The 25,853-nt window shown below is 73.5% G+C and carries 25 protein-coding genes and 1 pseudogene; 11 read left to right on the top strand and 15 right to left on the bottom strand.

Annotation, left to right across the window (positions count from 1 at the left end):
* Nucleotides 1–2: 2 nt before the first annotated feature.
* The 5 genes from EIO00_RS12920 to EIO00_RS12900 all read right to left on the bottom strand — a co-directional run bounded on the left by EIO00_RS12920 (nucleotide 3) and on the right by EIO00_RS12900 (nucleotide 4,522).
* Nucleotides 3–665 (bottom strand): potassium channel family protein, encoded by a 663-nt coding sequence (locus EIO00_RS12920; protein WP_175596208.1) that lies wholly within the window; start codon nucleotides 663–665, stop codon nucleotides 3–5.
* Nucleotides 658–2,034, bottom strand: a complete 1,377-nt coding sequence (locus EIO00_RS12915) for a TrkH family potassium uptake protein (protein ID WP_140178604.1) — start codon at nucleotides 2,032–2,034, stop codon at nucleotides 658–660. Before EIO00_RS12915 ends, EIO00_RS12920 begins: the two co-directional genes overlap by 8 nt.
* 9 nt (nucleotides 2,035–2,043) lie before the next feature.
* Complete coding sequence (locus EIO00_RS12910; protein ID WP_140178602.1) at nucleotides 2,044–2,727, bottom strand: DUF3159 domain-containing protein; 684 nt, start codon at nucleotides 2,725–2,727, stop codon at nucleotides 2,044–2,046.
* Complete coding sequence (locus EIO00_RS12905) at nucleotides 2,724–3,146, bottom strand: OB-fold nucleic acid binding domain-containing protein (protein WP_479681608.1); 423 nt, start codon at nucleotides 3,144–3,146, stop codon at nucleotides 2,724–2,726. Before EIO00_RS12905 ends, EIO00_RS12910 begins: the two co-directional genes overlap by 4 nt.
* Before the next feature lie 98 nt (nucleotides 3,147–3,244).
* Nucleotides 3,245–4,522: an ArsB/NhaD family transporter gene (locus EIO00_RS12900; RefSeq protein WP_140178600.1), complete on the bottom strand. Its 1,278-nt coding sequence runs from the start codon at nucleotides 4,520–4,522 to the stop codon at nucleotides 3,245–3,247.
* Nucleotides 4,523–4,651: 129 nt separating this feature from the next.
* On the opposite strand from EIO00_RS12900, the gene EIO00_RS12895 reads away from it, so the two are divergent.
* Nucleotides 4,652–5,113, top strand: a complete 462-nt coding sequence (locus EIO00_RS12895; RefSeq protein ID WP_140178598.1) for a CBS domain-containing protein — start codon at nucleotides 4,652–4,654, stop codon at nucleotides 5,111–5,113.
* Between the two features lie 74 nt (nucleotides 5,114–5,187).
* Nucleotides 5,188–5,892 carry a PIG-L deacetylase family protein gene (locus EIO00_RS12890; RefSeq protein ID WP_140178596.1) on the top strand — a complete coding sequence of 235 codons (705 nt, stop codon included), beginning with the start codon at nucleotides 5,188–5,190 and terminating at the stop codon, nucleotides 5,890–5,892.
* 64 nt (nucleotides 5,893–5,956) lie between these two features.
* Here the strand turns inward: EIO00_RS12890 and EIO00_RS12885 are convergent, their stop codons facing one another.
* Nucleotides 5,957–6,790, bottom strand: a complete 834-nt coding sequence (locus EIO00_RS12885; protein ID WP_140178593.1) for a DUF3710 domain-containing protein — start codon at nucleotides 6,788–6,790, stop codon at nucleotides 5,957–5,959.
* 56 nt (nucleotides 6,791–6,846) lie between these two features.
* Nucleotides 6,847–7,323, bottom strand: a complete 477-nt coding sequence (gene dut / locus EIO00_RS12880; protein ID WP_241661314.1) for a dUTP diphosphatase — start codon at nucleotides 7,321–7,323, stop codon at nucleotides 6,847–6,849.
* Between the two features lie 108 nt (nucleotides 7,324–7,431).
* Here dut and EIO00_RS12875 point away from each other — a divergent pair, with 108 nt between their 5' ends.
* Nucleotides 7,432–7,692 (top strand): DUF6412 domain-containing protein, encoded by a 261-nt coding sequence (locus EIO00_RS12875; RefSeq protein ID WP_140178588.1) that lies wholly within the window; start codon nucleotides 7,432–7,434, stop codon nucleotides 7,690–7,692.
* A gap of 42 nt (nucleotides 7,693–7,734) precedes the next feature.
* Nucleotides 7,735–8,436 (top strand): membrane protein insertase YidC, encoded by a 702-nt coding sequence (yidC, locus tag EIO00_RS12870; protein WP_140178585.1) that lies wholly within the window; start codon nucleotides 7,735–7,737, stop codon nucleotides 8,434–8,436.
* Nucleotides 8,437–8,622: 186 nt separating this feature from the next.
* On the opposite strand, the pseudogene EIO00_RS12865 reads toward yidC, so the two are convergent.
* Nucleotides 8,623–10,423 (bottom strand): annotated as a pseudogene (locus EIO00_RS12865) (class I tRNA ligase family protein).
* A 103-nt stretch (nucleotides 10,424–10,526) separates the two neighbouring features.
* Between EIO00_RS12865 and EIO00_RS12860 the strand changes: the two are divergent.
* Nucleotides 10,527–10,808: a DUF4235 domain-containing protein gene (locus EIO00_RS12860; RefSeq protein WP_140178582.1), complete on the top strand. Its 282-nt coding sequence runs from the start codon at nucleotides 10,527–10,529 to the stop codon at nucleotides 10,806–10,808.
* A gap of 173 nt (nucleotides 10,809–10,981) precedes the next feature.
* On the top strand, nucleotides 10,982–11,542 hold the full coding sequence (locus EIO00_RS12855) for a maleylpyruvate isomerase family mycothiol-dependent enzyme (protein WP_241661313.1): 561 nt from the start codon (nucleotides 10,982–10,984) through the stop codon (nucleotides 11,540–11,542).
* 97 nt (nucleotides 11,543–11,639) lie between these two features.
* Here EIO00_RS12855 and EIO00_RS12850 read toward each other — a convergent pair whose 3' ends face one another.
* Both EIO00_RS12850 and EIO00_RS12845 read right to left on the bottom strand, forming a co-directional pair.
* Entirely contained in the window at nucleotides 11,640–12,491 is an 852-nt protein-coding gene (locus EIO00_RS12850; protein ID WP_241661312.1) for a hypothetical protein, read from the bottom strand.
* 12 nt (nucleotides 12,492–12,503) lie between these two features.
* Nucleotides 12,504–12,800 carry a DUF4193 domain-containing protein gene (locus EIO00_RS12845; protein ID WP_140178574.1) on the bottom strand — a complete coding sequence of 99 codons (297 nt, stop codon included), beginning with the start codon at nucleotides 12,798–12,800 and terminating at the stop codon, nucleotides 12,504–12,506.
* 507 nt (nucleotides 12,801–13,307) lie between these two features.
* Here EIO00_RS12845 and EIO00_RS25635 point away from each other — a divergent pair.
* Together EIO00_RS25635 and EIO00_RS12835 are read left to right on the top strand one after the other, a co-directional pair.
* Entirely contained in the window at nucleotides 13,308–14,939 is a 1,632-nt protein-coding gene (locus tag EIO00_RS25635) for a serine/threonine-protein kinase (RefSeq protein ID WP_140178571.1), read from the top strand.
* 13 nt (nucleotides 14,940–14,952) lie between these two features.
* Entirely contained in the window at nucleotides 14,953–17,628 is a 2,676-nt protein-coding gene (locus tag EIO00_RS12835) for an ABC transporter substrate-binding protein (RefSeq protein ID WP_140178568.1), read from the top strand.
* Here the strand turns inward: EIO00_RS12835 and EIO00_RS12830 are convergent.
* The gene (locus EIO00_RS12830; RefSeq protein WP_422100047.1) at nucleotides 17,625–18,824 is read right to left on the bottom strand and encodes a sensor histidine kinase; all 1,200 of its coding nucleotides are present in this window, start codon (nucleotides 18,822–18,824) and stop codon (nucleotides 17,625–17,627) included. The genes EIO00_RS12835 and EIO00_RS12830 overlap by 4 nt on opposite strands.
* Nucleotides 18,821–19,474 (bottom strand): response regulator transcription factor, encoded by a 654-nt coding sequence (locus tag EIO00_RS12825; protein ID WP_140178565.1) that lies wholly within the window; start codon nucleotides 19,472–19,474, stop codon nucleotides 18,821–18,823. The genes EIO00_RS12830 and EIO00_RS12825 overlap by 4 nt, the downstream gene beginning before the upstream one ends.
* Nucleotides 19,475–19,721: 247 nt before the next feature.
* Between EIO00_RS12825 and EIO00_RS24535 the strand changes: the two genes are divergently transcribed.
* Nucleotides 19,722–19,898 (top strand): hypothetical protein, encoded by a 177-nt coding sequence (locus tag EIO00_RS24535; protein ID WP_175596207.1) that lies wholly within the window; start codon nucleotides 19,722–19,724, stop codon nucleotides 19,896–19,898.
* Between the two features lie 18 nt (nucleotides 19,899–19,916).
* On the opposite strand, the gene EIO00_RS12820 is transcribed toward EIO00_RS24535, so the two are convergent.
* The 3 genes from EIO00_RS12820 to EIO00_RS24810 all read right to left on the bottom strand — a co-directional run bounded on the left by EIO00_RS12820 (nucleotide 19,917) and on the right by EIO00_RS24810 (nucleotide 23,037).
* Nucleotides 19,917–20,726 carry an inositol monophosphatase family protein gene (locus tag EIO00_RS12820; RefSeq protein WP_140178562.1) on the bottom strand — a complete coding sequence of 270 codons (810 nt, stop codon included), beginning with the start codon at nucleotides 20,724–20,726 and terminating at the stop codon, nucleotides 19,917–19,919.
* Nucleotides 20,727–20,743: 17 nt separating this feature from the next.
* Nucleotides 20,744–21,745, bottom strand: a complete 1,002-nt coding sequence (locus EIO00_RS12815; protein ID WP_140178559.1) for a ferrochelatase — start codon at nucleotides 21,743–21,745, stop codon at nucleotides 20,744–20,746.
* Between the two features lie 134 nt (nucleotides 21,746–21,879).
* Nucleotides 21,880–23,037 carry a lytic transglycosylase domain-containing protein gene (locus EIO00_RS24810; RefSeq protein WP_241661311.1) on the bottom strand — a complete coding sequence of 386 codons (1,158 nt, stop codon included), beginning with the start codon at nucleotides 23,035–23,037 and terminating at the stop codon, nucleotides 21,880–21,882.
* Nucleotides 23,038–23,218: 181 nt separating this feature from the next.
* Between EIO00_RS24810 and EIO00_RS12805 the strand changes: the two genes are divergently transcribed.
* Complete coding sequence (locus EIO00_RS12805) at nucleotides 23,219–24,541, top strand: D-arabinono-1,4-lactone oxidase (RefSeq protein ID WP_140178556.1); 1,323 nt, start codon at nucleotides 23,219–23,221, stop codon at nucleotides 24,539–24,541.
* Nucleotides 24,542–24,923: 382 nt separating this feature from the next.
* Nucleotides 24,924–25,853: septation protein SepH (sepH, locus tag EIO00_RS12800; protein WP_241661310.1), on the top strand; the 930-nt coding region annotated here is incomplete at its 3' end.

Here is a 25,853-nt window from a genome sequence, read left to right as displayed (position 1 = left end):
TCTCACAGCAGCTCGGTGAACCGCTCGACCTTGTCGATCGCCCCGGCGACGATGATCAGGTCGCCGTACTGCAGCACCGTGTCGGGGGTGGCGTAGGTGAACTCCTCCCCCTCGCTCTTGACCGACACCACGGTCACGCCGTACTTGCGGCGCAGCCCGGTGTCGGCGAGCGGGATCCCGACCAGCTCCTTGGGCGGGCGGGTCTTGGCCAGCGCGAAGTGCTCGTCGACCGCGATGTAGTCGAGCATCCGGCCGCTGACCAGGTGGGCGACCCGCTCGCCCATGTCGTGCTCGGGCAGCACCACGTGGGTGGCGCCGATGCGCTCCAGGATGCGCCCGTGCTGGCGGCTGATCGCCTTGGCCCAGATGTCCTCGATCTCCAGCTCCACCAGCAGCGAGGTGGTCAGGATGCTGGCCTCGATGTCGCTGCCGATGGCCACCACGGCGCGGTGGAACTCCGGCACGCCGAGCTGCCGCAGCGCCTCGATGTCGGTGGAGTCGGCGGTGGCGATGTGGGTGAGCTGCCCGGCCATCGCCTGCACCACCTTGGGCCGCTGATCGATGGCCAGGACCTCGGTGCCCTGGCGCACCAGCTCCAGCGCCAGCGAGCTGCCGAACCGGCCCAGTCCGATGACCACCACGGGGTCGTTGCGTCTGTCAGCCAACGATGGGTCGCTCCTCGGGAAGCTCGTAGCGGCGGGTGCGCTCGCGCAGCGCGAGCGCGGAGAAGACGGTCAGCGGACCGACCCGGCCGATGAACATCAACACGATGATCAGCACCTGTCCGGCCGGCGGCAACTGCGGGGTGATCCCGGTGCTCAGCCCGACCGTGGCGAACGCCGACACCACCTCCAGCAGCACCCGGTCCAGGGTATGCGGAACCATGACCAACAGGATGAACGTGCCCACCGCGACGATGCCCACGCTCAACAGCGCGATGGTGAGCGCCTGCCGCTGCACCGGCCCGGCCAGCCGGCGGTTCCCCACGTTCACCCGGTCCTCGCCGCGCAGCTCGGCCCAGATCACGAAGGCCAGCAGGCCGAAGGTGGTGACCTTGATGCCGCCCGCGGTGCCGGCGCTGCCGCCGCCGATGAACATCAGCGCGTCGGTGAGCAGCCAGCTCTCCTGCCGCATGGCCGAGACGTCGATGACGCTGAACCCGCCCGAGCGGGGCATCACCGCGGTGAAGAATCCCGCGACGACCTTGTACCGGTCGGGCAGCGCCCCCAGGGTCTGCGGGTTGCGCCACTCGGCGACGGTGAACAGCAGGGTCCCGCCCACCAGCAGCACCGCGCTCACCCCGACGGTGATCCGGGTCAGCACCGACCAGGTCCCCGGCCGCCGCCAGGAGCGCACCAGCTCGAACACCACCGGGAACCCCAGCCCGCCCACGATCACCGCGCACGCCACCGGCAGCACGATCCACGGGTCGCCGACGAAACGCGTCAGGCTGTCGGGCCACAGCGCGAACCCGGCGTTGTTGAACGCCGAGATCGCGTGGAAGACCCCCAGGGGGATCGCCCGGCCCGCCGGCTCGCCGTGGCCCAGGGCCAGCCGCAGCGACAGCACCGTCGCCAGCGCCGTCTCCGACAGCAGGCTGAAGGCCACGATCCTGAGGATCACCTTGCGCAGCTCGTCGCCGTAGAGGACCTTGGTCTCCGCCTGCGCCAGCAGCCGGGCGCGCAGTCCCAGCCGACCCGACACCAGCAACGCGAACAACGTGGCCAGCGTCATGATCCCCAGCCCGCCGACCTGGATCAGCGCGATGATCACGACCTTGCCGAACGCCGACCAGTAGGCGGCGACGTCCACCGTCAGCAGCCCGGTCAGGCACACCGCCGAGGTCGCCGTCAGCCCGGCGGTGAGCGGCCCGGCGGACTCCCCGGAGGCGGTGGAGATCGGCAGCGACAGCAGCGCGGTGCCCACGGCGATCGCGGCGGCGAACGCCCAGACGATGATCTGGGCCGGATGCCGGAACCGGGCGAACACCGCCGAGCCGTAGGGCGTGCGGCGTCGGCGCAGCAGCGGCCTCATCGGAACGGCTCAGGCCGCGGAGGCGTCCCGCATCGGGGTGCGGCCGCGGGCCAGCAGCCAGACCATGGCGGCCAGCGCGGCGACCTGCAACGGCCAGCCGAGCGCGATCTTGGCGGCGCCCAGCCAGGCGACCTGTCCGGCCAGCCACAGCGGATACTGCACCACCACTCGCACCACGCAGGGCAGCACCAGCAGCCAGGTCAGCCGGGAGCACAGCTTCACGATGCCGGGGTCGGACCGCCAGGCGGTGGGGTCGCCGGTGATCGACCCGATGATGAAGCCGACCACCGGCCAGCGCACCAGGATGGAGAAGATCATGCCGGCGGCGTAGGCGGCGTTGTAGATGATGCCGGGCAGGAAGGCGTCCTCGGCCTCCCCCGAGCGCAGCGCGAAGAACGCCGCGATGCCGATCCCGACCAGGCTGTTGAGCACGAACTGCGGGGTGGAGCGCTGCAGCACCCGCACCGCCAGCAGCGCCACCGCGGCGATCACGCCGGCCAGCAGCGAGGTCCGCAGCTCGCCGGTGAGCACATAGGTGCCGGTGAACCCGATGGTCGGCACGGCCGCCTCGACCATTCCGCGCACCCCGCCGAGCGCCTTGGACAGCTGGGCGCGCACCGCGGCCTCGACGGTGTCGTAGGTGACGGGGCGTTCCACGGCTCTCTCGGCGTCCTGCCCGGCGCCCCCGGTCATCCGTCCCCCCGCAGCTCGTAGCGCGGGTTGAAGATGGTCTTGCGGCCGTCCTGCACGCTGACCAGTCCCTCGGCGATGAGCCGGCGGCCGGGCTCGATCCCGGCGATCCTCCGCCGGCCCAGCCACACCAGGCTGACCACGTCGGTCCCGTCGTACAGCTCTGCCTCCAGCGCCGGAGCGCCTCCCCGCGGTCGCAAAGTCACGGTCCGTAGCGTACCGGCCACACGGGTGCGGACGCGCCCGGTGCACTCCGCGATCGGCGTCGCGCCCTCCGCCCCGGAGGTCTGCTGCAGCTCCTCGGCCTCCAGCTCCTCGCGCTCGGCGAACAGACGGCGCCACAGCCGCCGCAGCCCGCCTTCGCCCTTCCGGTCGGATGCGCCGTCCATGTCCACGGCCGACCCCGCCGACACCTGGTTCATGCAACCCAGGCTAAGGCACCACAGCCCCGACCAACCGCCGCATTCCCGGCGGCATCTCCGGAGGCGTCCCCGAGGACACGCCGACGTTCCGCCGGCGTCTACAGGTAGCGAAGCCACAGATACGGCACGCACAGGGCGACCATGATCAAGGTCACCGCGACGCCGTACTTGGTGAAGTGCCAGAAGCTGATCGGGTGGCCGTTGCGGGCGGCGATGCCCAGCACCACCACGTTGGCGCTGGCGCCGATGGCGGTGGCGTTGCCGCCCAGGTCCGCGCCCAGCGCCAGCGCCCACCACAGCACCTGCCCGTCCGCGCCGGCGTCCTGCACCAGCTCGGCCACGATCGGGCTCATGGTGGCCACATAGGGGATGTTGTCGACGATCGCCGACAGGAGCGCCGACCCCCACAGCAGCAGCATGGCGGCGAAGCCGAGGCGGCCCTCGGTGGCCTCGGCGGCGCGCTCGGAGATCTCCCCGATCACCCCGGTCTCCACCAGCCCGCCGACCATGACGAACAGGCCCATGAAGAACACCAGGGTGGGCCACTCGACCTCCTCCAGCGCCTGCTCGGTGGTGACCTTGGTGGCCGCCACCAGCAGCCCAGCGCCCAGCAGCGCCACCACCGACGGCTCATAGTGCAGCACCGGGTGCAGCACGAACGCGGCGATCACCAGGCCCAGCACCACCAGCCCCTGGATCAGCAGCCGCCGGTCGGTGATGGCCTCGCGCTCCTCCAGCTTCATCACCTCGGCGACCCGCTCGGGGTCGTAGCGGAACGCCGAGCGGAACAGCACCCGGCACAGCAGGCAGAACACCGCGATCAGCACGATCACCAGCGGGGCCATGTGCACCAGGAAGTCGTTGAACGACAGGTTGCCGCGGCTGGCGATGATGATGTTGGGCGGGTCGCCGACCAGGGTGGCGGCGCCGCCGATGTTGGAGGCCATCACCTCGGCGATCAGATAGGGGACCGGGTTGAGCGCCAGCCGCTCGCAGACCAGGAAGGTGACGGGGGCGATCAGCAGCACGGTGGTGACGTTGTCCAGCAGCGCCGACGCCACCGCGGTGATGAGCACCAGCATCAGCATCAGTCGGTAGGGCCGGCCCCGGGCGCGTTTGGCCGCCCAGATCGCCACGTATTCGAAGATCCCGGTCTGCCGCAGCACGGAGACGATCACCATCATCCCCAGCAGCAGGAAGACCACGTTCCAGTCGACGCCGGTCTCCTCGGAGAAGAACGCCGCCTCGGCGTCGGTGATGTGCAGCAGCAGCATCAGCCCCGCACCGCCGAGCGCGACGGCGGTGCGGGGGATCCGCTCGGTGGCGATGAGGATGTAGGCGACGGAGAAGATGACGATCGCGGCGGCGGCGCTCACCTGTGTCCTTCCGTGGCGAAGCGAACGAGGGACTCGCCGACCAGACTTCCCGGCACACCTGCCCGTCACCCTAATCGGCTATGGGACGAATCCGGCACAGGGGTATCGGCACAGGGGTATCGTCGAAACGTGCGCGCTCGTGAACTGGCCCGGGAGTTCCCGGTCATCGGACCGGACGACGACGCGCTGGACGCCGCACGGCTGATGGTCGAACGGCGGCTGCCGGGGCTGATCGTGGTGGACGAGGCCCGGCACCCGGTGGCGGTGCTGCCCGGCTCGCAGATCCTGCGGTTCGCCGTCCCCCAGTACGTGCAGGACGATCCGGCGCTGGCGCACGTGTACGGCGAGCAGCAGGCCGACCGGCTGTGCGAGCGGCTGCGCGGCCGGAAGGTGCGGGACCTGCTGCCGCGCGAGTCCGCCCGGATCCCGATGGTGAAGGGCGACGCCACCGTGATGGAGATCGCCGCGCTGAGCGCCGCCGCCCACAGCCCCGTGGTGGCGGTGGTGGAGTCCACCGCCGGCCCGAACCCGCCGATGATCGGCGCGATCACCGTGGTGGACCTGCTGGAGCGCACCCTGCCGCATCCCTGATCCGGGTCCCCGACCGCCGCCCGACCCGCGGCCCGGCCCGGAACGCGGCCGGCCGGCGGGTTAGCGTGGAGGGCATGCGACCCGTGCCGGAGGACTGGGAACGTGCGCTGACCCTCGTCGCGCACCCCGACGACCTGGAGTACGGCGCGTCCACCGCCATCGCCAAGTGGACCGCCGCGGGCAAGACGGTGGTGCAGGTGCTGGCCACCCGCGGAGAGGCCGGGATCGACGGCATGGATCCCGCCGAGGCCGCCCGGGTCCGCACCGCCGAGCAGATCGAGGCGGCTCGGGCGGTCGGCGTGGAGACGGTGGAGTTCCTCGACCATCCCGACGGGATGCTGGAGTACGGGCTGCCGCTGCGCCGCGACATCGCCCGGGCGATCCGCCGGCACCGGCCCGAGGTGGTGGTCACCGGGAACTTCCGGGAGACCTGGCCGGGCGGCGAGGGCTTCAACATGGCCGACCACCGGGTGTTCGGCCTGGCGGTGCTGGACGCGGTGCACGACGCCGCCAACCGCTGGGTGTTCCGCGATCTGGACCTGGAGCCCTGGCAGGGGGTGCGGTTCGCCCTGGTGGCCAATTCGCCGCGGTCCGCGCACTATGTGGACGTGACCGGACGCCTGGCGGCGGGCATCGCCTCCCTCCGGGCCCACCGGGCGTACTTCGCCGGGCTCGGGCAGGACTTCGACCCCGACGCGTTCCTCACCGGGATCTGCGAGCGGACCGGACGGGAGGCCGGGGTGCCGCACGCGATGCCGTTCGAGCTGATCGAGCTGTGACGCCGGGGTCGCCCCTCCCCGCCATGACCGCCGGCCGGACGCGGCCACGACGGGGACGACGGGCTCAGCGGACCTCGCTGGCCTCCTGGCCGCGCTCCGCCGGGTCGGCGGCCTGGCCGCCCTCGCCCTGCTGGGCCTGCTGAGCCTGCTGGGCCGCCTCGGTGAACTCCTTGGGGATGCTCAGCGGCAGCAGCTCACGCGGCGGCATCGGCTGCTCGCCGCGGATCACCACGATGTTGCGGAACACGTCCTCCAGGACCTGCCACTGCTCCTCGTCCTCGACCGCGGCGCCCTGCACCACGCCCTGCAGGAACCAGCGCGGGCCGTCCACCCCGATGAACCGCACCGGCTGCCAGGCGTACCCCTGGTCGATGACCTCCTGGGGGATCTGCTCGCGCACCTCGGGCGGCATCTGCTCCAGCATCTCCTTGGTGAGCTGGGCGGGCACCATGGCCATCAGCTCGGTGCCGAACGGCCCCGGACGCTCCTCGGCCTGCCCCTGCGCCTGCTCGGTGATCTCGGTGGCGGCCTCCTTGCGGACCTCGTCCCAGATCCCGCTGCGCTTGGGCGCGGCGAACGCCTGGATCTGCAGCACGCTCTCGGCGTGCTGCACCAGCACCGCGACCGGACGGCCGTTGACCGGATTGCCCTGCGCGTCCACCTCGGTGGCCTCGAAGTTCACCTGGAAGGCCAGGCCCGGTCCGACCGGGATGCGCAGCGAGCCGAAGTCGAGGCGGTCCAGCTCGGGGAAGGCGTCCGCCACGTCCCACGGGCCGGTGGCATCGCCCGCCCCTCCGGCGGGGGCGTCGTCCGTCTCGACGGCGTCCGCCTGCTCGCGGGCCACGTCGAGGTTCTTGTCCGATTCCTCGTCGTGGCGACGACGACGTCGAATAGGCACGACTCACGCTCCTTCTTGAATGTGCTCGATCTGACCGCTGCCGTAGCGCGCTCAGCCTAGTTGCGCCCGGGCTGCGATGCGGTCGCCGACAGGCCACCGGTGGAACCGAAGCCGTTCGCGCCGCGCGTCGATCCGGGCAGTGCAGCCACCTCGTGGAAGGCCGCCCGCTCCACCTTCTGGATGACGAGCTGGGCGATCCGGTCGCCGCGTCGCAACCGCACGGTCTCACTGGTGTCGGTGTTCAGCAGGGTCACCTTGATCTCACCGCGGTAGCCGGCGTCGATGGTGCCGGGGGCATTGACGATCGTGACCCCAAACCTAGCGCCCAAACCCGAACGCGGATGAACAAAACCGGCATACCCATCGGGCAGAGCGATGGCGATCCCGGTGGGCACCACCGCCCGCTGCCCCGGCGCCAGCTCCACGTCCACCCGGGCGTACAGGTCCGCCCCGGCGTCGCCGGGGTGCGCGTACGCGGGCAGCGGCAGATCCTCATCGAGCCGCTTGATGAGCACGTCCACGGATGGCTTCACGGACGGCAACCCTATCCGGATCCGGCGTCCCGTGGCCCCCTGCGGGAACCGGCACGCCCCGCCGCGCGTCGAAGCCGGTGACGCGTTGACGGAAGTGGAGACACGCCGGTGTTCACGTCGGTGCTCACGGCGCTCACCGCGCTGACGGACGCGCTGTCCGGGCAGGGCGGCGCGCTGCCGGCGCTGGCCGTGCTGGCGATCGCCGGGCTGCTGGCGGTCGCGGCGTGCGCCGCCGCCTGGACGCCGCGGCGGTCCTCCTCCGCCGGGGTCCGCACCGCGCTGCGGGCGAGCACCGCGGTCACCGCGTATCTGCGGCTGCGCGACCCCGCCGCCCCGGGCCGCCCCCTGGCCAGAGCGCCGTCGGCGTGACCGGTCCCCCGGTCATGTCCGTCTCGCTCTGGAAGGAAGCCCATGTTCGACGTTCCCGTGGTGTTCGCATACGACCTGGTCCTGGCGCTGACCCGGGCGCTGGAGCCGGCGCTGGCCGGCGGCGCGGCCGTGGCGGCGATCGCGCTGGCCACGATGGCGGTCCGCACCCTGCTGCTGCCGCTCAGCGTCGCCGCCGCCCGCGGCGAGCGCGCCCGCGCCCGGCTGGCGCCCAGGATCCGGGAGGTGCGACGCCGCCACGGCGCCGACCCCCGGCGGCTGCGGCGGGAACTGGCCGCCCTCTACCGGGAGGAGGGCGTCTCCCCCGCGGCCGGATGCCTGCCCGCGCTGGCGCAGGCGCCGTTCCTGTGCGTGATGTACCGGCTGTTCACCTCGGCGACGGTGGCCGGGCGGCAGAACGCGCTGCTGGCGCACACCCTGTTCGGCGCGCCGCTCGGCCAGAACTTCGCCGGCGTCCTGGCGGGAGGCCTCTTCACCGTCCCGTCGCTGGCGTTCCTGGGGCTGCTGGCGCTGACGGCGGCGGTGGCCTGGGCGGCGTCCCGTCGTCTGGACGCCTCGCCGGCCCCTGATCTGCCGGGCCGCCGGCTCCTGCGGCTGGCGCCGTTCGGCACGGTGGCGGCGGCGCTGTTCCTGCCGCTGGCCGCGGGGATCCATCTGCTGGTCACGACGAGCTGGACGCTGATCGAGCGCGCCGTCCTGCACCGTCCCTCCGCGGCCTCCGCCTGATCGGGAGGTCCCTCCCGGGGGTCCTCAGGCCGCCGGGACGGCGGCCCGCACGGCCCCGCCGCGCCATCGCCCCGGCGCCCCGCCGGGCGCGGGGACCGTCGCCGGGTCCCGCGCCCGGCGGGGCGCCGCTCCCGAACGGCCGACCGCGGCGGGGTCCGCCGGGGCCGTCCTCCGCGCCCGGGGGCGTCATCCCCGGTCGTCGGCGAGGGCGGCGGTCACGCTCGGCTCGGCGGAGCCGTCCGGCTCCAGGCGCAGGACCTCGTTGTTGCCGGCGGCCCGCAGGTCCTCGGCGGCCGCCCGGATGCGGTCGGCCCGGTCGCCGCCGACGACCGCGACGGCGACCGGGGCGCGCATCGAGACCTTGGCCTGGGACTTGCTCTTGCGGACCTGGCGGAGCGCCTCGGCGGTGTCCGCCAGCAGCGTCGGGTCGCCGCCGGCGGGCAGCTCGGCCGGGTCGGGCCATCGCGAACGGTGGACGGAGCCGTCCCGCCACCACGACCAGACCTCCTCGGTGACGAACGGCGGCACCGGCGCGAACAGCCGCAGCAGCACCGACAGCGCCTCGATCAGCGCCGCCCGCGACGAGGCCGCCGCGGGGCCCTCACCGTAGGCCCGCTGCTTGACCAGCTCCAGGTAGTCGTCGCAGAAGTCCCAGAAGAACCGCTGCCGGGAGATCAGCCAGTCGCCGTTGAGCCCCTGGACCCAGCTCTCGTAGCGGGCGCGCATGAACGGCGGATGCCAGGTCAGCCCTCGCCCGCGCGCCAGCAGCTCCTCCCGCAGGGCGGCGTCCCGACCGCCGTTGCGGATGTACCACTGACGAGTGGTGATGATCTCCAGCGGCTCGGTGCCCCGCTCGTAGTACTTGACCAGCCGGAGCACGGGGCGCGGCTCGCCGTCCAGATCGCCGGACTCGCGCAGCAGCTCGACGATCCGCCTCCGGGCGGCGTGGACGGTCAGGCCCGCCAGCTCGGCGCAGGGGCGGGCGGGGACCCCGGGCGGGGGTCGGCGAGCAGCCGTCCGTCCCGGCCGACGACCGCCCGGGTCGGCAGGTTCGGCTCCCGCCACCAGGTCACGTCGGTGACGTCGCCGAACGTGCAGACCATCGCGAGGCCCGAGCCCTTGTCCGGCTCGGCCAGCCGGTGCGCCAGGACCGGGACCTCGACGTCGAACAGCGGGGTGCGCACGGTGCGCCCCACCAGCTCCCGGTACCGCTCGTCGTCGGGGTGGGCGACCAGGGCCACGCAGGCCGGCAGCAGCTCCGGGCGGGCGGTCTCGACGTGCACCGGGCGGTGGCCGTCGCGGAAGCGCAGCCGGTGGAGCTCCCCGTGCGTCGCGCGGCCCTCCGGCTCGGCCTGCGCGACCGCGGTGCGGAAGGTGACGTCCCACAGGGTCGGCGCCTGTGCCGGATACGCCTCGCCGCGGGCCGGGTCGCGCAGGAACGCCCGCTGCGAGGCCGCCCGGGCCTGCTCGCCGATCGCGGTGGAGAGCAGGCTCCAGTCCACCGACAGTCCGACCCGTCGCCAGACCTCCTCGAACTCCCACTCGTCGAGCTCGGTGAGCCGCTCGCACAACTCGATGAAGTTGCGGCGGCTGATCGGGATCTGGCGTTTGGATCGGGCTTTTCGGGCGGGGTGAATTCCGGGTCGTACGGCAGTGAGGGATCGCAGCGGACCCCGAAGCGGTTCTGCACCCGGCGTTCGGTGGGCAGGCCGTTGTCGTCCCGACCCATCGGATAGAACACCGTCCGGCCGCGCATCCGCCGATAAGGCGCCACGGTGTCGGTGTGGGTGCAGGAGAACACATGGCCGACGTGCAGGGATCCGCTGACCGTGGGCGGCGGGGTGTCGATCGCGAAGACCCCCTCGCGCGGCCGTTCCCGGTCGAAGCGGTAGACGCCCTCGGCCTCCCACACGCGCGCCCACTTGTCCTCCAGGCCGGCGAGCGAGGGCCTTTCGGGAACACGCGGGACGCGTGACGGTGCGTTCATGCGCCAATGCTATTGACGGCGCCGTCGCGGCCTCCGTCGGGTTTTATCGCGCGTCCTCCGCGATAACCTCACTGAGTTCGGCCTCACAGGCGAAGGAGGAACGATGGCGGACAAGGGCGACATCGGCTGGCGGATCCTGGCGGGTGCCGCCGCGATGGGGGCGGGATTCGTGGCCCGCAAGGTGATCACGTACGCCTGGAAGAAGAGCACCGGCAAGGAGCCGCCGACCAATCCGGAGTCGCCCGACGTCGCCCTGGGCGAGGCGCTGGGCTGGGCCGTGGTGACGGGCGTCGGCATGGAGGTGGCGCGGCTGCTGGCCACCCGGGCGGCGGCGCACCAGTACACCAAGATCAACGGCCGCCTGCCGGGGCAGCTGGGCGACTGAGCCGCCCGTGCCGCACCGCGTCCCGGTCCCCGCGCGGGCCCCGGCCGGCCCGCCCCGTCGCGCCGCGGCGGGCGGACTGGACGCGACGTCCGATAACAGCCCTCGAGTGCCGTATCGTGGTCGATCCCGAACGGAAGGGATCGGCCACGATGCGTTTTCCCCTTGAAGACGAGTTGCGCGCTGAGCGTTTCCGGCTGATCGGGACGCTGCAGGAGCTGTCGGACGAGGAGTTCGACGAGGGCCCGACCCTGTGCGCCGGCTGGGCGCCCCGCGACGTGCTGGGACATCTCATCGGCGTCGACTACCTGCTGGGGTCGTACCTGCCGTACGGGATGCGGATCCATGACGCCAACCAGGCGCAGGCCGACCGCGCGCGGAGGATCCCGCGGGACCGGCTGATGAAGTGGGCCGAGCACTGGGCGGCCAACCCCAGCCTCACCTCGCGGCTGGGCGTGCCGGTCGTCCTGGGCGACCTGGGGGTGCATCACCAGGACGTGCTGCGCGGGCTGGGCCGCAGGCGGGAGGTCCCCGACGCGGTGGCGGACGCGATCCTCCGCGAGGGGATGCAGCTGAGCCTGTGGATGAACCGGCGCGTGCTGCGGCACCGGCTGGTGCCGACCGACGGGGGACGGCCGGTGGGGCGGGGGCCGCGGGTGCGCGGCACCCGCGAGGCGCTGGGGCTGTGGCTGGCCGGACGGGACTCGGTGGCCGACGAGCTGATCTTCGAGAGCTGACCCGGTGGAGCGGGCGCGGACGGCCCCCTCGCCCGGGGCGTCGCGGGGAGTCGCGGGGGCGTCGCGGGAATCGGCGCCGCCGCGGGAAGGACGGGGCTCAGCCGGACAGCGCCCAGTACCACTGCGGCGCGCCCGCCTGCCGGCGCAGATCCGCGCGGATCGCCTCGGCGAGCCGCCGGGTGGCCGCCCGGTTCAGCGTCGCGCCGGCGGCGGCGCCGGTCAGCAGCGGCCCCAAGGTGGTCATGCTGCGCCCCATGGTGCGCAGCAACCGCCGGCGCAGCGCGGCTCGGGCCGCCGGGCCGAGCGCACCGGTGACCGAACCGGGCCGCAGCGGATCGACGCCCCGCTGTCTGGCCCAGGCGGTCAGGAACGCCGCCGCCCTGGCCGAGGGGGCGCCGGGCACCTGCACCCCGTACACCGCGTGCAGCTCGGCGATCAGCTTGACCTCGATCGCCGCGATCACCACGGTCTCGGCCGCCACCTGCGCCGGGGCGGTGAGCAGCAGCGGCGGCGCGGCGAACTGCACCGCCGACAGGGCCCCGCCGGCCGCCCCCACCGCGGTGGTGGAGTTGGCGGCCACCCGCACCAGGCTGTCGGCCAGTCGTTCGCCGGTGAGCCCATGGTGATGGGCGCTGAGCGTCCGGGCGTCGCGCACCGGGATGTGCGGGGCGATCTCCGCCATCAGGTCGGCCAGCCAGCGGCCGCCGCGCAGGCCGCCGGCGCCCGCCCGCCGGGCGCCGTCGCCCAGCAGCCGCGCCAGCCGGCCCAGCAGCCGGCCCCGGGTGGCGCGGTCCATGTCCTGGTCGCCGGTGAGCCGGCCGACCAGTCTGGCGATCTCGGCGTTACGGCCGGAGCCGTCCCGGAGCGCCGGGGCGCCGGGATCGCCAGACTGGCCCTGGGACCGGTCCGCGGCCTCTTCCTCGATGCGTTCCGCCTCGTCGTCGGACACGGGCGTCCCCGATCAGGCCGCGCACTCGCGGCAGACCGGCTGTCCCTTGCGCTCCTCGGCGAGCTGGCTACGGTGGTGCACCAGGAAGCAGCGCGAGCAGGTGAACTCATCGGCCTGCCGCGGCACGACCCGGAAGGTCAGCTCCTCGTTGGACAGGTCGGCGCCGGGCAGCTCGGCGACCTCGCCCGCGTCGAGGTCCTCGTCGATGACGCTCGCCGCCTTGTCGACCCGGCGGGCCTGCAGCTCCTGCAGGCTGTCCTCGCTGAGGTCGTCGTCGGTCTTACGCGGGCTGTCGTAGTCGGTTGCCATCTGCTGTCTCCATCCCCCTATGTGTACTGTGCGCCCCGTCGCGCGGGTGTAACGCTCAACGGGCCGTTCTTGTGCCCGATCCGGGCGGGAAATTCTGTCACGGGTGATGACCTGCGGCACACGAGGCGCGACGAGTCACACGCGATGGTCCGGATCACCGGCGCACCTCACCCTCGATGTGCCGTACATCACACCTCCGTGGTGGTCGCGCGCCGGCCGTCAGGTGGAGCGAAGCCCTCTGGCCGACCCATCGCCAAATCGCCCGAAACCGCCTGCGCCCGAGGGATCTCGCGCGCCGGCAGGCGACGGGCGCACGGCCGTGGACGTCCTGCGGCGGCGGGATCATACCGGTCCGCCGCTCCGACCGCTCCGCACTCCCCCGCCGGATTCGGCAGACTGCCCCAGGGACCGTTCCGGCGGGCGAACCGGGCGGTTCGGTGAAACGTCAGACTCAACGCGATATCGTCTCCGCTCTGACGCGGGTCAACGGGGTCACTGGAGGATCACATGCCGGATGCCGCTCCCCTGGAGGCGGGGGATCCCCGCAGACTGGGGAACTATGAGGTGATCGGGCGGCTCGGCGCGGGCGGCCAGGGGGCCGTGTACCTGGGCAAGGCCGAGGACGGCTCGTACGTCGCGATCAAGCTGCTGCACGCGCAGATGGCGGCCGACCCCTCGGCGCGGGCACGGTTCGCCCGCGAGGTGGCCGCGGCGCAGAAGGTCGCGCCGTTCTGCACCGCCCGGGTGCTGCAGGCGGACGTGTCGGGGGACACGCCGTTCATCGTCAGCGAGTTCATCGACGGCCCGTCGCTGCATGATGTGGTCGCCCACAACGGCCCCTTGGGCACCACCGAGCTGGAGCGGCTGGCGATCGGCACGATCACCGCGCTGGCGGCCATCCACGAGGCCGGCGTCGTGCACCGCGACTTCAAGCCCAACAACGTGCTGCTGGCCGACGACGGCCCGCGGGTGGTCGACTTCGGCATCGCGCGCACCGTCAACAGCCAGGAGAGCGCGGTCACCGCGACCGGCATGGTGGTCGGCACCCCCGGCTATCTGGCGCCCGAACAGCTGACCGGGGCGCCGCTGCAGCCCGCGGTGGACATCTTCGCCTGGGGCGCGACCATGGTGTTCGCCGCCACCGGACAGTCCCCGTTCGAGGCGGACACGCTGCCGGTGATCATCAACCGGATCCTGAACGAGGAGCCGGACCTGTCGGCCCTGCAGGAGCCGCTGCGCGGGCTGGTCGCCAGCAGCCTGTCCAAGGATCCGGCCGGCCGGCCGACCGCCGCCCAGCTGCTGCTGCAGCTGCTCGGTCACGTGGGGGCGGCCCCGGCGACCCCCACCCCGGTCAACGAGGACCTGCTGGGCGAGGGCACCCGGATCGCCTCCCGGATGGCCCCGCCGCCTCCGGTCCCGCCGGCGCCGTCGCACACGCCGCCGCCCCAGCCGATCACCCCGCCCCCGATGCACATGGGGCCGCCGCCCGGACCGCAGCCCGGTCCGGCCACGCCGCCGCCCCAGCCGATCACCCCGCCCCCGATGCACATGGGGCCGCCGCCCGGACCGCAACCGGGTCCGGTCACGCCGCCGCCCCAGCCGGCCGCTCCGCAGCCGGGGACCTATCGGCCGCCGCAGTCCTCCTCCGGGGGGAACGCCGGCGTGCTCCTCGGCGTGGGCTGCGCCGTGGTGGTGGTGCTGTGCCTGCTGGTCTTCGTGGTGGCGCTGGTGGCCAGCAGCGACGACGATGACGACGACCCGATCATCACCCGGCCCACCGGCCTGCCGACCCTGCCCTCCCCGACCCTGTCCCGGCTCCCGACGGAGTTCATCGGCTCCTGGAAGGGCCGCGGGTACGAGCCGAGGGCCACCACGGACAAGTACTGGGACGTGCGGTACACCCTGCTCGGCACCACCGGGCTGGTCACCTACGACGCCGAGAGCTACGACTGCACCGGCACGCTGCGGCTGCAGCCGGGCGTCACCGAGACCAAGGCGGTCTACAAGATCGACATCACCACCGGGTCGTGCCTGGAGGGGTACGTGACGTTCTACCGCATCGGCGACGACCGGCTGCGGTTCGAGGAGCGCGCGACCCTCGACGGCACCGTCCTCGCCAGCGGCACCCTGACCAAGTGACGCGGGCGGCGGCATGGCGGGAGCGGAGCCGCTGGCGCCGGGCGATCCGCAACGGATCGGCGCCTATCGGCTCACCGGACGGCTCGGCGAGGGCGGCCAGGGCGCGGTCTACCTCGCCGAGAACGCCTCCGGCGAGCCGGTGGCGGTCAAGGTGCTGCACGCTCGGCTGGCCGACGATCCCCGGGCGCGGGCGCGCTTCGCGGCGGAGCTGAAGGTCGCCCAGCGGGTCTCGGGGTTCTGCACGGCGCGGATCCTGGACGCCGACGTGGAGGGGCAGACCCCCTACATCGTCAGCGAGTACATCGACGCCCCCTCCTTGCAGGCGGTGCTGGCCGCCGAGGGGCCGCGGACGGGGCCCGCGCTGATGCGGGTGGCGATCGGCACGATCACCGCGCTGGCCGCCATCCACGACGCCGGGGTCGTGCACCGGGACGTCAAGCCCAGCAACGTGCTGCTGGCCCCCGACGGGCCCCGGGTGATCGACTTCGGCATCGCGCGGGCGCTGGACGCCACCGGGACGCTGTCCAGCACCGCGGTCGGCACCCCCGCCTACATGGCTCCGGAGCAGATCGCCGGGCATCGGGTGGGTCCGCCGGCGGACGTGTTCGCCTGGGGCGCGACGATGGTGTGCGCGGCCACCGGGCGCCCTCCGTTCGGGCGGGACTCGATCCCGGCGGTGATGCATCGGATCCTGCACCAGCCGCCGGATCTGGGGACGCTGTCGGGGCCGCTGCGGGACGTCGTGGCGATGTGCCTGGCCAAGGACCCGGCGCAGCGTCCCGCCGCCCACGCGGTGCTGCTGCGGCTGCTGCGGCTCGCGGGCGCGCTGCCGGCGGACGTCGCGGACCCGGCGGACTCCGCGAACCCCGCGCGGCAGCACCTGACCGTGCTGGAACAGGGCGCGCAGGTGGCCGCGGACCCCGCCCGGCTCGCCCCGCCGAGTGCGCCCCCGCCCGCTCCCCCGCCCCCTTGGAGGCCCCCCTACGGCACCGGGTGGACGGCTCCCCCGCCCGCCCCGCCGCCCACCGACCCGGGATTCGGGACGGGCCCCGCGCCGCGCCGCCGGGGCATCGGCGTGCTGGCCGGGACGGCCACCGCGGCGGCCGTGGCGCTGGTGCTGGTCGGGGCGTTCGTCGTCAAGCAGCTCGTCGCCGACGATCCGCCCGCGAGCGGGCCGACCGATCCGAAGAAGACCGGCGGGCATCTGCGGATGGCGATGCCCACGCCGACCGGCGTCGCCCCCGCGACCGCCTACGGCGCCGCAGAGCGCCTCATCGTCCGGCATCTGTTCACCGGGCTGGTGGAGTACGACCACGAGGGCCGGCTCCGGAACCGGCTGGCCGCCCGGATCGAGCGCGACGACGAGTGCCGCCGGTGGACCATCGAGCTGCGGACCGGCGGCGTCTTCAGCAACGGGGAGCCGGTCGACGCCCAGGCGCTGCTGCGCGGGTGGACCAGGGCCGCCCGGACGCCGGAGTCCCCGGCCAAGGAGCTGATGGGGGACATCGACGGCTACGGCTCCGTCGCGGACGGCCGCTCCACGTTCGCCGACCACGCCCTCGCCGACGACGACCGCACGGTGAAGCTGCGGCTGAGCCGGCCCGACTGCGACTTCCCCCGGCGTCTGGCCGATCCGGTGTTCTACCCGATGCCGGAGGTCGCCGGGGAGCACGACAACGAGGCCTACAACCGGCTGCCGATCGGCAACGGGCCGTTCCGCCTCGACTCCTATCAGGAGCGGCGGCAGGCGGTGCTGGTCCGCAACGACCGGTGGGCGTTCGGCGAGGTTCCCCTGGACCGGGTGACCGTCTCCTTCGCCGACGATCCGCAGGCGGCCCTCGCGCAGGTGACCGCGGGCGAGGCCGACTGGGCCGAGGTCCCGGCCGACGTGCTGGCCCGGCTCTCCCTCCCGTCCTCGTCGGTGCAGGTGGTCAAACGGACGGGGATCGGCGCGCACATGCTCGTCCCGATCACCACGCGCGGTCCGCTGCGCGACCCGCGGGCCCGGCAGGCGCTGTCGCTGGCGCTGGACCGGCGGGAGATCTCCCGGAGCCTCTTCGGCGGGCACTATCCCCCGGCCACCGGGCTGGTCCCCGCCGGCGTCCCCGGCTTCGCCCAGGGCGGGGGCTGCCCGCTGTGCCAGGGTCCCGACGCCGCGCGGGCCAAGCGGCTCGCCGATCAGGCGGGGCTGGGCTCCGGCACCCGGATCGACCTGCATGTGCGGGAGGGCAGCGTCTACCAGCGCTGGGCGGAGATCGTCCGGGCGCAGGTCCGCTCGACGCTGGGCTGGGACCTGCGGATCGTGCCGGTCCCCGTCAGCGAGTTCTACTCCCGGATCCAGCGGAGGGACCTGGAGGGGCTGATCGCGCTGGGCTGGCTGGCGACCTACCCGTCGGCCCGCTCCTTCCTGCACTCGATGCTGGGCGTCGACCAGATCGGCGACGGGGGCGGCAACTACGGCGGCTGGCGCAACGCGGAGTTCGACCGGGCCCTGCAGCGGGCCAGGGAGAGCACCGACGAGACGACGGCCCTGAACCAGCTGCGTCAGGCCGAGCAGATCGCCGCCGGGGACATGGCCCGGATCCCGATCGTGGACGTGGCGAACATCGCCCTGGCCGGCGACGGTTTCGTCGGGCTGCGGATGGACCCCCACGGCGTGCCGCTGCTGACCGAGGTGCGGCGGCGCTAGGACCGGGCCGCCGGCGGCAGCCGGACCGTCACCACCAGGCCGCCGCCCTGGCGCGGCGCGGCGTACACCGCGCCGCGATGGGCGCGGGCCACCGACCGGACGATGGACAGCCCCAGCCCGGAGCCCTTGGCCGACTCCACCCGGTCCTGCTGCAGACGCCGGAACGGCTCGAACAGCCGGTCCACCTCATAGGCGGGCACCACCGGGCCGGTGTTCTCCACCTGCACGGCGGCGAAGCCCTCCAGCACCCCGGTGCGCACCCACACCCGGCCGCCGTCCCCGACGTTGTGCTTGATCGCGTTGTCCACCAGGTTCGACACCAGGTGCTCCAGCAGCACCGGGTCGCCCACCGTGACCCCGCTCGCCAGCTCGGTGCGCATCTCCACGCCGGCCTCCTCGGCCGCCTTGCCCAGCGTCTCCAGCACGGTCGTGGCGACCTCGGCGAGATCGACCGAGGTGCGGGTGGTCAGCTCCCGTTCGCTGCGGGCCAGCAGCAGCAGTCCTTCGATCAGCCGTTCGTGGCGGGCGTTGTTGGCCAGCAGGGTGCGGCCGACCGTCTTCAGGTCCTGGGAGGCCTCCGGGTCGGCCAGCGCCACCTCCAGCAGCGTCCGGTTGATCGTCAGCGGGGTGCGCAGCTCGTGGGAGGCGTTGGCGACGAACCGGCGCTGGGCGTCGAACGCCTGGCTGAGCCGTTCCAGCATGGCGTCGAAGGTGTCGGCCAGCTCCTTGATCTCATCGTCGGGGCCGTCCAGCGCGATCCGCTCGTGCAGGGTGCTCTCCGACAGCCGGCGGGCGGTCGCGGTCACCCGCTGCAGCGGCGACAGCGCCCGGTCGGCGACGAAGTAGCCCAGCACCAGGGCCAGCACCCCCACCCCGGCCAGCACCAGCAGCGAACGGCCGATCAGGCCCTTGATGGCGCGGGCCTTGAGCTCCTCGGTCTCGATGGTCCAGCCGGTGGCGGTGAGGATCCGCAGCCCCGGCGGGAACACCGAGTCCAGCACCTGCGCCATCAGCACATAGGTGATGAACAGCAGCAGCAGCCCGGCCAGCAGGAACAGCATCCCGTACAGCAGGGTCAGCCGGAGCCGCACGCTCACCCGGCCGGGCAGCACCCGCCGGGTCGATCCCGGCGGTCCGCCGGGCGGGGCGGCCATCGGCCGGGTGGTGGGCCGGCGGGCGTGGTCGCCGTCGTTCACAACCGGTACCCCACGCCCGGCACCGTCTCGATCGGCTGCGGCTCGCCGAGCTTCTTGCGCAGCGTCATCATGGTCACCCGCACCACGTTGGTGAACGGGTCGATGTGCTCGTCCCACGCCTTCTCCAGCAGCCGCTCGGAGCTGACCACCGCGCCGTCGGCCCGCATCAGGACCTCCAGCACGGCGAACTCCTTGCGGGTCAGCTCGATGGGGCGGCCGTCGCGGTGCACCTCGCGGCGCGCCGGATCGAGCCTGATCCCGGCCCGCTCCAGCACCGGGGGCAGCGGCGCGGCGGTGCGCCGGCCCAGCGCCCGGACCCGGGCGACCAGCTCGGCGAACGCGAACGGCTTGGGCAGGTAGTCGTCGGCGCCGATGGACAGGCCCTCGACCCGGTCGTCCAGCTCCCCGGCCGCGGTGAGCATGAGGATCCGGGCCGGGTACCGCTCCCCCGCCAGCCGGCGGCACACCTCGTCGCCGTGCACCCGGGGCAGGTCCCGGTCCAGCACGATCACGTCGTAGTCGTTGACGCTGGTCCGCTCCAGCGCACCGGCACCGTCGTAGGCGACGTCCACCGCATGTGCCTCGCGACGCAGGCCGGTGGCGATCGCGTCGGCGAGCACTCGCTCGTCCTCCACGACCAGTACGCGCATCCCGACCCCCTCAGATCCGGTTCGACGGTTCCGCCGGTGCGCTGGACCGGCGCATTCAGATATGCCATAGGGCCCGTAAGCCCTTCGTAAGTCCCTCTCCAGCATGCCTCTCCCCTGGAGGGGAGAGCATCCTCACCGCGGGTCCCGCCCTTCTCTCCGTCGGCGTCATGGACGGCGATGAAGATCACATGTTTGCCGGAGGAAGAGGTTTGGGTAAGGAACGGCGGGTCTAGAGAGGAATATCCGCATGGGTGAGCTGTCGCGCACGATCGAACAGCGGCTCGCCGACGCCTACGCGTCGCTGCGCGCCGCTCAGGCCGAAGGTGACGCCTACCTGGCCGACATCCGGATGGCGGAGATCGAGGAGCTCAAACGGATCGCCGCCGCCCACGATCTGGGGATCCCCCTCCCCTCGTGCGACTGAGCCGCCGGCCCCTCCCGATCAGTCCCGGGCGGGGTCGAGCGGGGCCAGCAGGGCGTGCAGCGCCTCGAACGTGCCCGGGCCCGCCGCCAGGGTGAACTCCGGACCGGCCGCCGCGCCGTGCAGTCCGCCGACCCGCCCGCCGGCCTCCTCCACGATGAGGGCCCCGGCGGCGATGTCCCATGCCTGCACTCCGCGTTCGTAGTAGGCGTCGATGCGGCCCGCCGCCAGCGTGCACAGGTCCACCGAGCAGGCCCCGCCGCGACGGATGTCCCGCACGTGCGGCAGCACCCCGGTCAGCACCCGGGCCTGGTGGGCGCGGCGCCGCGACTCATAACCGAACCCGGTGGCCACCAGCGCCCGGTTCAACGGCACATCGGAGTTGACGCGCAGCGGGCGCTCTCCCGCGGCGGTGCGCATCCGGGCGCCGCCGCCGCGGACGGCCGAGCAGGTCTCCCCGCGCCGGGGCATCTCCACCACGCCGGCGACGACGACCCCGTCGATCTCGGCGGCGATGCTGACGCCCCAGTCGGGCAGGTCGTACAGGTAGTTGACGGTGCCGTCGATGGGGTCGATCACCCAGCGGACACCGCTGGCCCCGGCGCTGGAGCCGCTCTCCTCGCCGAGGATCGCGTCGTCGGGGCGGGCGGCGCGGATCCGTTCGACGATCAGCTGCTCGGCGGCCTGGTCCATCTGGGTGACGATGTCGGTGGGGCTGGATTTGGTCTGCACCACCGCCGGCCCCTCCACGGGCCGCTTGTCGATCAGCATCCGGCCGGCCTCGCGGGCCGTCTCCAGGGCGAGTTCCAGCAGTTCTTCCGGCAGGCTCATGGCGCTCCTCGGGGTCGTCAGGCGTGGCCGCACTCGGCCGGGCAGACGTCGGGGCGGGCGCCCAGCGCGCCCAGCGCGGGCCTGGGGGCGTCCGGGCCGGCGGTGCGCTCCAGCAGCAGCCGGCGGACCATCGACACATAGTGCGGGTGCGTGCCGGGGGTGGCGGCGCGTTCGTAGACCAGCCCGAGCTCGGCGGCCCGCCCGGCGGCCTCCACGTCGAGGTCGTACTTGACCTCCATGTGGTCGGAAACGAAGCCGATGGGCACGACCACCACCGCCTCCCTCCCGGCGGCGCGCAGCTCCGCGAGATGATCGCAGATGTCGGGCTCCAGCCACGGTTGGGCGGGCGGGCCGCTGCGGCTCTGGTAGACGAGCCGCCAGTCGTGGCCGGGCGCGGCCTGGGCAGCGACGTAGGCGGAGACGTCGGCCAGCTCGGCGGCGTAGCGCTCCCGGCCGGGCTGGGCCAGCGGCACGCTGTGCGCGGTGAACGTCACGTGCGCCCCGGGGCGCAGCCGCTCGGGGACGCGCTCCAGGGCCGCGCGGGTGGCCTCGATGAACGGCTCCACGAATCCGGGGTGGTTGAAGTAGACGCGCAGTTTGTCGATCCGGGGCGCGTCGGGGACGGCCGCGCGGGCGCGGGCGATGTCGCCCACGTACTGGCCGCAGCTGGAATAGCCGCTGTAGGCCGAGGTGACGAACGCGGCGGCGCGCCGGATCCCGTCCCGGGCCATCCGGCGGACCGTGTCGGTCAGGTAGGGGTCCCAGTTGCGGTTGCCCCAGTACACCGGCAGGTCGAGGCCGTGGGCGGCGAAGTCGGCCTCGATGGCGGCCTTGAGGTCGCGGCAGTACTGGTTGATGGGGCTGACCCCGCCGAACAGGCGGTAGTGCTCGGCGACCTCCTCCAGCCGTTCCCGGGGGACGTTCCTGCCGCGGGTGACGTTCTCCAGGAACGGCATAACGTCCTGCGGTCCCTCCGGTCCCCCGAACGATACGAGCAGCAGCGCGTCATAGGACGTCATGTGTCCCATCCAACCAGCCGTCCGGGGCGCTCCCGTCCCCCGGTCCCGGGGGCCGGCCCGTCCCGCCGGCGGGTCGGCGAGGGCGCGGCGGCACGGTCCGGAGCGGGCCGGAGCGGGCCGGGGCGGGGCGCGGATCAGCGGTAGCGGGCGGCGTAGGCGCGGGAGAGGGCGAGGACCTTCTGCACGTACCAGTGGGCGTGGTTGTAGGCGTAGATGGCGTTGTAGAGGGACTCGCCGCCCCGGCCCGCGCCGTGGTCGCACAGGTAGCGGGCGGCGGCGGGGATGGCGTCGTAGGGGTTCATGATGTCGGCCTTGCCGTCCCCGTCGCCGTCCACGCCGTAGTGCCTCCAGGTGGACGGCAGGAACTGCATGGGGCCGAGGGCGCCGGCGCTGGAGGGGCCGGTGTTGCGGCCGTGGTCGCTCTCCACCTGCCCGATGGCGGCCAGCACCGTCCACGACAGGCCCGGGCAGCGTCGGGCGGCCTGCCGGTACAGGTCCAGGTAGCCGGCGGCCTGCCGGTACTGGGGGGCGTTGAGGTTGAGGACTTTGGCGGTGTCCTTGAAGATCCGCTCGAGGTACCGGGTGAGCCGGGCGGGATCGGCCTGCGGCGCATTGATCAGCAGGGCGATGTCGGGGATCAGGCCCATCTGGGCGCCGGTGCGCTCGCTGACCAGCATGTCGATGCCGGGCAGGCCCAGGTCGCCGGCGCCGCCGAGGGTGACGGTCGGGATGGTCTTGGCGACGATCGAGTACGGCGTCCCCGGGGTGAGCCGCAGCTCGCGCTGGGCCTTGGAGGAGACCACGAACCGGTCGGCGGCCAGCGCCTCCCACAGCGCGTTGTTCCGGGCGGTGGCCGGCGGGGTCCAGGACCGGAACTGCGAGGGGTCCACCGCGAACACGTTGATCAGCCGGCTCCGCAGCTGCACCGCGCCGCCGTCGACCAGGCTCACGTCGCGCACGCCCTTGATCCGCCGGACCCGCTGGACCTGCTGCGCGGTGATCCCGGTGACGCCGACCACCAGCACGTCGGGCGGGACCACCCGGCGCAGCGGGGCGACCTGACGGGTGTCGACCACGGTGGTCACCGGTCCGCCCGGCCGGGCGTCGGCCGGTGCGCCGGTGCCGGCGGCGGCCCGGTCGGGCGACCGCTCGAAGGTCACGGCGGTGACCACTCCGGCGATCAGCGTCGCCGTGCTGGCCAGCGCCAATGCGGCCACGGCCAGCCGCCGACCGCGTCCCGGCCGGGTGTGCGGACGGGCGGTCACCGCCCGGGCCTCGTCGTCAGCAGCCACGGCTCGTCCCGAGTGCGTCGCGTCCAGGGTGCGGGGGCTCGTCCGGAGCCGCCCATGGCACCCGCTTGGTCCCCGGATGGTACGGCATCACCGCACGCGACTTCGCACACAGGTCACGATTCCATCAAACCAGAAAAACATGAATAGTTTTCGCGTTAGTGCTGTCGGTAGAGTGCAGGCCATGCCCCCCGTGCGTTCCCCCCGCACCCCCTCCCCCGCCTGGCGGAACTGGGCCGGCAACCAGCGCGCCGTCCCCCGGCGGACGCTCGTCCCGCGCAGCGCCGAGGAGGTGGCCGCGGCCGTCCGCGACGCCGCCGCCCGGGGACTGACCGTGCGGATGACCGGGACCGGCCATTCGTTCACCGGCGTCGCCCTCACCGACGGGGTGCTGCTGCGCCCCGACCGGCTCACCGCGGTCCGCTCGGTCGACACCGCCAGCGGTCTGGTCACCGTGGAGGCGGGCCTGCCCCTGCACCGGCTCAACCGGCTGCTGGAGGAGCACGGCCTGGCGCTGGCCAACATGGGCGACATCCAGCAGCAGACCGTCGCGGGCGCGCTGCAGACCGGCACCCACGGCACCGGCCGCGACGTGGCCGGGCTGGCCTCCCAGGTCGCCGCGCTGGAGCTGGTGCTGGCCGACGGGAGCACGGTCACCTGCTCGCGCACCGAGCGCCCCGAGCTGTTCGACGCCGCCCGGGTGGGGCTGGGCGCCCTCGGCGTGGTCACCGCCGTCACCTGGCAGACCGTCCCGGCGTTCCGTCTCCAGGCCCGCGAGGAGCCGATGCGGTGGGACGAGGTGCTGGCGCGCCTGGACGAGCTGACCGACGCCAACGAGCACTTCGAGTTCTACTGGTTCCCGCACACCGAGGGCTGCCTGACCAAGCGCAACAACCGCACCGACCGGGCCGCGCCGCTGCCGGCGGTGCGCCGCTGGCTGGACGACGAGTTCCTGTCCAACTCGGTGTTCGGGGCGCTGCAGCGGCTCACCCGGCGCGTCCCCGCCGCGGTCGGCCCGGTGAACGCGGTGTCGGCCAGGGCGCTGGGCGCGCGCACCTACAGCGACGTCTCCTACAAGGTGTTCACCAGCCCGCGGCGGGTGCGCTTCAAGGAGCAGGAGTACGCCATCCCCCGCGAGCACCTGGCCGAGACCCTGCGCGAGCTGCGGGCGCTGTTCGCCCGGCGGGACTGGCGGATCAGCTTCCCGATCGAGGTGCGGGTGCTGCCGCCGGAGGACGCCTGGCTGTCCATGGCCTACGGGCGGCCGACGGCGTTCATCGCCGTGCACGTCTACCACCGCAACCCGCACGAGGAGTACTTCCGCGGCGTGGAGGAGCTGATGACCGCGGTGGGCGGGCGGCCGCACTGGGGCAAGCTGCACACCCGCGACGCCGCCTACCTGGAGAAGGTCTATCCCAAGTTCTCCGCGTTCACGGCGTTGCGCGACGAGTTGGACCCCGAACGCCGATTCGCCAACCGCTATGTGACGCGAGTTCTCGGCGACTGAGCGACCCTGGGGCAAAGGATCCACAAGGATCATGCTGGGAAGGCCCCGCGCACCCCTGGGAAACGGCAAGCTAGAGCGACGGCGACGGGGGCGCGGGGGCACCGGGCCCGCGCGCGTCCCGCGCCGTCCGCTCTCCGGCCGGCGGTCCCCCGAGCGTGCTCCGCGGGGGACTGAGAGCGGCGATGTTCGGACATGCCGGGTACGGTGCTGGCAGCAGGCGTGTCCGAAAGAGACACTCGAGAACCCGGGGGAAGGGCACGCATGCGCCCTTGGTCGGGCGTCGTACCATACCGGCGCCCCGTGAGCGCCACCGCGTTCACGGCGGCACCGGGTCGTTCGGCGTCCTTCCAAAGCCGTCGCCGGACTGGCAGGAAGGACACGCATGCAGGAGCTGCGCCTCGTCGCGGTCAGCGAGGACGGTACATACCTCGTGCTGGCCACCGCGGGCCGAGGCACTCGGTTCACCCTGCCCGTCGACGACCGGCTGCGCGCCGCGGTCCGTGGGCACTTCTCCCGACTCGGCCAGTTCGAGATCGAAGTGGAGAGTCCCTTGCGCCCCAAGGAGATCCAGGCTCGCATCCGGGCCGGTGAGACCGCGGAGGAGATCGCCGAATCCGCCGGCATCCCGGTCGAACGCGTCCGCTGGTTCGAGGGTCCGGTCCTGCAGGAACGCGAGTACATGGCGCAGCAGGCGCAACGGGTGCCGGTGCGCAAGCCGGGCGAGTCGTCCCCCGGCCCCCCGCTGGGCGAGGTGGTCGAGGAGCGGTTGAACCGGAGCGGCGTGGATCTGGAGGACGTCGAGTGGGACTCGTGGAAGTGTGAGGACAGCACCTGGCGGGTGCGGCTGTCGTTCTTCGACGAGGGCCGGCCGCACGCCGCCGAGTGGCTGTTCGACCCGCGGCGACGGCATCTGGCCCCGATGGACGAGATGGCGGCGCGGCTGTCGGGCATGGAGTGGGAGGGCAACGAGGAGGCCGGGGACACGGTCACCCCGCTGCTGCCGCGCCGCCCGGCCATGAAGATCGTCTCCGACGCGCGGGAGGTCGCTCCCGCGCCGTTGCCGCCCCCGCGCCCGGGGAGCCTGCCGCCCGCCCGTCAGATGGCCGCTCCGGCCCCGCTGGCCCCCGCCTCGCCCCCGCCCGCGCCCCTGGCCGAGCGGGAGTCCGCATCGACCTCCGACGGGCCCGCCGGGACCGCCGAGGGCGACGGGGCCTCCGGAGCGTCCCGGCCGGCCGCCGAGGCGGCTCGGGACGGCTCCGACGCGCCCGCCGAGTCCGCGGCGAAGCCCGCCGCGCAGGAACGGCCCGGCGGC

Origin of the sequence: Thermomonospora catenispora (genome assembly GCF_006363815.1) — a bacterium.
Lineage (GTDB): Bacteria > Actinomycetota > Actinomycetes > Streptosporangiales > Streptosporangiaceae > Thermomonospora > Thermomonospora catenispora.
Note: the sequence above shows the minus strand (reverse complement) of the source record. Positions and strands in the feature narration are given on the sequence as shown.